Source organism: Mycolicibacter arupensis (assembly GCF_002086515.1).
Taxonomy (GTDB): Bacteria; Actinomycetota; Actinomycetes; order Mycobacteriales; family Mycobacteriaceae; genus Mycobacterium; species Mycobacterium arupense.
This window is the reverse complement of record NZ_MVHH01000096.1, coordinates 1-4,535: the sequence shown is the minus strand read 5'-3', so window position 1 is coordinate 4,535 and position 4,535 is coordinate 1. Positions and strand designations below refer to the sequence as shown.

Genomic DNA, 4,535 nt, shown 5'->3' with positions numbered 1-4,535 from the left:
GGGACGGCGGGAGTCCATTAGGGGGCTCCGCCGGGCTCGGCGCGGCTTGGGGTTCCAGGCAGATCATCCGGCACGCCGCCGACGGACGCGGCAGTTGTTGCTGCTGCTCTTGTTGGTTGTTGGTCATCCAGGGCGGCAGCCAGGGCAGGTTGGCCAGCTGGGTTTCCATGCTCGGCTGCCCGAGGTCGATCAGGGACGACTCGGCGGGGTGCTCGACAGGCGACATCCCGTGCAGGCTGAGCGACTCCGGGCCGAGCCCCTCCGGGTGCTCCAAATGCTCCAGGTGCAGATCGGCGATCGGCGGTGCCGGCCCCACGATGGGCGGCAGGTCGACGGGGGCCACCCCGGTGGCGTAGGCCGCCGCCCAGCCCATCACGTTCTCGGCGTAGGCCATGGAGTTGTTGTAGCGCAGGATCGCGGTCAGCACCTGCGACTGTTCACGCAGGTTCATTCCGCCGCTGCACAGGTAGCGCGCTGCCGCCAGGGTCGCGTCGTAGACGTTCTGTGGGTCCGCGCGACCGTCACCGTCGCCGTCGGCGGCATACCGTGACCAGGTCCCGGGCAGGAACTGCATGGGTCCCAGTGCTCGGGCATAGACAACCCGCCCGGGGGCGTCGCTGGCCACGATCACTTCGTTGCCGGGCAGGGTGCCGTCCAACGCCGGACCGTAGATCGGTTGGAGCACGTTGCCGCGGGCGTCGGTGGCCCCGCCGTTGGCGTGCCCGGACTCGATGCGGCCGATGCCGGCCAGCAGGTTCCAGCTGATCCCGCATTCCGGTGCGGCGACCGACATTTGCTGTTCGGCGTTGCGGTAGGCGGCCAGCGCCGTGCTGGGGATCCCCAAGGTTCCCGGCGCGTAGACCACCGCGGCAGGTGGCGCCGACGGAGCTCCCGCCGCCACCCGCAGATTCGTCTGCGGGCGGGGTACCGCGACCACCGCCGGACCCGACGAGCGGCCGGAGGAGGAGGTGTTCACCGAGGCCGCCAGCGGCGTCACCGCGGCGCTGCGCAGCGGCAACGTCGTCGACGGGGAGCGGGGTGTGGCGCCCACCGCGCCGGCGAAGACCAGGGGGGTGATGAACGTCAGGCCGAACGCAGGCCGCAAGGCTGAGCGTGCCGCACGCCGCAACCGCGCAGTGCGGGAAACGCGCTCCGTTGCGCCGCCCCCTGTTGGCACTCGATCGCCCCTAATTTCTGCTCGATGAAACCCGTCCGGGCTTCGTGAACTAGGTCACCATACCCAACGGCGGTGCTGCTGATGGTCGTTATCTGGTCTGGGCCACGTGTCAGGCCGTCCGGTTGCCGGTCTCCGAGGTGGGCGGCTCCGGCTCGGGGCGCAACGACTCGAGCAGGTCCCGAACCCGTTCGAGCTCGTGGTGCAGATAGTCGCGGGTGGCGACCTCACCGACCGCCAGACGCAGGGAGGCCAGCTCCCGGGCCAGATATTCGGTGTCGGCCTTGGTCTGCGCGGCACGCCGACGGTCCTCGTCCAAACTGACCCGGTCGCGGTTCTCTTGACGGTTCTGAGCCAGCAGAATCAACGGCGCGGCGTAGGCGGCCTGGGTGGAAAACGCCAGGTTGAGCAGTATGAACGGGTAGGGGTCCCACTGGAACCGGATCGCGTAGACGTTCAGCAGAATCCAGCCCACCACCAAGAGGGTCTGAATGGCCAGATACCGTCCGGTGCCGAAGAAGCGTGCCACCGATTCGGTGAACCGGCCCAGCGCGTCGGGGTCCATGTTCAGGCTGGGCAGCCGCGAGGTGCGCGGGGTGGACAGGCGCTGCGATGACGAGCGGTCGGTCACGACTGCCTCCCCGCGAGTTTCGGCCCCAGTTCCGGCTCGGGCGTTTCGCGCCAGTCATCGGGCAGCAGGTGATCCAACACGTCGTCGACCGTCACCGCGCCCAGCAGGTGATTCTGTTCGTCGAGCACCGGTCCGCAGACCAGGTTGTAGGCGGCGAAGTAGCGGGTCAGCTCCGCAAGTGAGACCTCCGGGTTCAGCGCCGGCAGGTCGGAGTCCACGATTCCACCGATGAGTTCGGCCGGCGGCACCCGCAGCAGCCGCTGCAGGGGGATCGAGCCCAGGTACCGGCCGGTCGGGGTTGCGGTAGGGGCCCGCGTCACGAACACCAGCGACGACAACGCCGGGGTGAGGTCGGGGTCGCGCACCCGGGCCAGTGCCTCCGCGACCGAGGTGTCGGCGGTCAACACCACCGGGTTGGAGGTCATCAGACCACCGGCGGTGTCGGGCGAGTGCTCCAGCAGTCGGCGCACCGGGTCGGAGTCGTCGGGGTCCATCCGCGCCAGCAGCGTCTCGGCATCGGTGGGGTTCATCACGCCCAGCAGGTCGGCGGCGTCGTCGGGATCCATCTCCTCGAGGACGTCGGCGGCACGATCGGTGCCCAGCTGCCCCAGCACGGCGGCCTGACGTTCTTCGGGCAGCTCTTGGAGGATGTCGGCGAGTCGGGCGTTGTCCAGTGCCTGGAACACCTCGTAGCGGCGTTTGGGCGGCAGGTCGCGGATGGCGTCGGCGACCTCGATCGGCCGCCACCCCTCGAACTGCTGCAACAGCTGCGCGACGCCCTGCCCCGGCATGGCCAGTGCGGACGGAGTCAGCCCCTGCACGGCCTGCCAGTCCACGATGTGCACCGCGGCGCGGCGCCCCAGCCGGCGGGAATGCCGCACCGCGATCCGCGTCACCAGCCAGTCGCGGGTGCGGCTCTGCTCGATGGCCAGGTCCGTGATCGCCACGTCGACGCCGGCCAGCTCCGGCAGCTCCGGATCGGAGACCCGGACCTTGGTGTCCAGAACCTGGCCGAGCACCAGTGCCTCGCCGGGCCGCTGGTTGAACTTGCGCAATGACACCGTTCCGGTGTTCAGGGTGACCGCGTTGGGCTCGATCGAGGCGACCCGCAGAATCGGTACGAAAATGCGCCGACGGGTGGGCAATTCGACGACGAGCCCCAGCACACGCGGCTGTTGACGCACGATGCTGAGACTGACCACCACGTCGCGGACCCGCCCGACGGATTCGCCGAACGGGCCCAAAACGAGCATCCGCGCGAGCCGCGCTGCATAAACCCTGTTGCTCGACGCCATGGTTGAAAGGGTAGGAGTATTTAGGTGACCAACGCATATCGCCCCCGCCGTACTTGCCTGTCAGTGCCTGGCAGCAGTCAGAAGATGATCGACAAGGCCAAGGGTCTGAGCGCCGACGAAGTCTTTCTCGACCTGGAGGACGCGGTGGCTCCGGCGGCCAAGGAGCAGGCGCGGACGCTGGTGGCCGCAGCGCTCACCGCGAAGGACTGGACGGCGCCGCTGCTCGGGGTCCGGGTCAATGACTGGACCACTCCGTGGACCCACGCCGACCTGATCGAGGTGGTCTCGGCGGTCGGCGCCGCCGGTACCCGGCTCGACGTCATCGTGTTGCCCAAGGTGTCCGATGCCTCACACGTTCAGGCGCTGGATCTGCTGCTCACCCAGCTGGAGACCGTCCACGGGTTGCCGGTCGGGCAGATCGGTATCGACGCCCAGATCGAGGACGCCCGCGGCCTGATGAACATCAACGCCATTGCCGCAGCACCTCGGGTGCAGGCGCTGGTGCTGGGCCCGGCAGACCTGATGGCCAGCCTCAACACCCGCACGCTGGAGGTTGGCGAGCAGCCCGAGGGCTACACCGAGGGCGACGCCTACCACCACGTCTTGATGACGATCCTGGTTGCCGCGCGCGCCCACGGGGTCGCCGCGGTCGACGGGCCGTACCTGAAAGTGCGTGATGTTGCGGCGTTCCGGCGGGTCGCCGGACGTTCGGCCGCGCTCGGCTATGACGGCAAGTGGGTGCTGCATCCCGACCAGATCGCCGCGGGCAACGAGATCTTCAGCCCGCGCCAGGCCGAGTACGACCATGCCGAGCTGATTCTGGAGGCCTACGCGTGGCACACGTCGCAGGCGGGCGGAGCTCGCGGGGCGGTGATGCTCGGTGACGAGATGCTCGACGAGGCCAGCCGCAAAATGGCGCTGGTGGTGGCGGGTAAAGGCCGGGCGGCCGGTATGCGCCGCGAAGCGCCACCGTTCACACCGCCGACGGCCTAGCGTGCTTCTCGGTCGCCCAGTTCGGGCCTAGTTCAGCGCGATCATCGCGAGCAAGAGTGAAAACATCACGGCCACACCGCCGATCGCCGTGCCGGCCACCGCAAGGCCGTGGCCGGCCTCATTGGTCGACTTGATCTGGTTGAGCGCGATGACCCCGAGGATGACACCGGCCACCCCCAGTGGCCAGAACACCAGTCCGAGCAGCGACACGATCAGCGAGCTGACGGCCAGGACATTGGTCTTCTGTGCCTGGCCGGGATTGATGTAGTTGCCCGGATACGGCGTGCCGTAGCCCGGGTAACTGGCGGGCGGTGTGCCGTAGTTCGTCGGCGGATAGCCCGGAGGAGTCCCCGGCCCCGGGTACTCGCCCGGCGCGGGAGGCACCGGCGGCAGATAGCCCCCGGGGGGCAGGTAATTGCCCGGCGGTGGGGGAGGCGGATAG

General features: G+C 69.0%; 5 protein-coding genes. 1 reads left to right on the top strand and 4 read right to left on the bottom strand.

Going from position 1 to position 4,535, the window contains the following annotated elements; all coding sequences use genetic code 11:
- The 3 genes from BST15_RS20700 to BST15_RS20690 form a co-directional block, all read right to left on the bottom strand.
- A partial coding sequence (locus BST15_RS20700) for a lytic transglycosylase domain-containing protein (RefSeq protein WP_337349484.1) occupies positions 1-1,105 on the bottom strand: 1,105 nt, incomplete at its 3' end.
- Positions 1,106-1,286: 181 nt separating this feature from the next.
- Positions 1,287-1,805 (bottom strand): DUF1003 domain-containing protein, encoded by a 519-nt coding sequence (locus tag BST15_RS20695; protein ID WP_046189239.1) that lies wholly within the window; start codon positions 1,803-1,805, stop codon positions 1,287-1,289.
- On the bottom strand, positions 1,802-3,100 hold the full coding sequence (locus BST15_RS20690) for a magnesium transporter MgtE N-terminal domain-containing protein (protein WP_046189240.1): 1,299 nt from the start codon (positions 3,098-3,100) through the stop codon (positions 1,802-1,804). Before BST15_RS20690 ends, BST15_RS20695 begins: the two co-directional genes overlap by 4 nt.
- A 24-nt stretch (positions 3,101-3,124) precedes the next feature.
- On the opposite strand from BST15_RS20690, the gene BST15_RS20685 reads away from it, so the two are divergent.
- Positions 3,125-4,093, top strand: a complete 969-nt coding sequence (locus BST15_RS20685) for an HpcH/HpaI aldolase/citrate lyase family protein (RefSeq protein WP_046189241.1) — start codon at positions 3,125-3,127, stop codon at positions 4,091-4,093.
- 27 nt (positions 4,094-4,120) lie between these two features.
- On the opposite strand, the gene BST15_RS20680 is transcribed toward BST15_RS20685, so the two are convergent.
- Positions 4,121-4,535, bottom strand: a 415-nt coding sequence (locus BST15_RS20680; protein ID WP_046189262.1) for a DUF4190 domain-containing protein, incomplete at its 5' end; no start/stop codon positions are given.

Coding starts and splice junctions, on each gene's coding strand:
- BST15_RS20690 (WP_046189240.1), bottom strand. CDS start 3,100: ATGGCGTCGAGCAACAGGGTTTATGCAGCGCGGCTCGCGCGGATGCTC.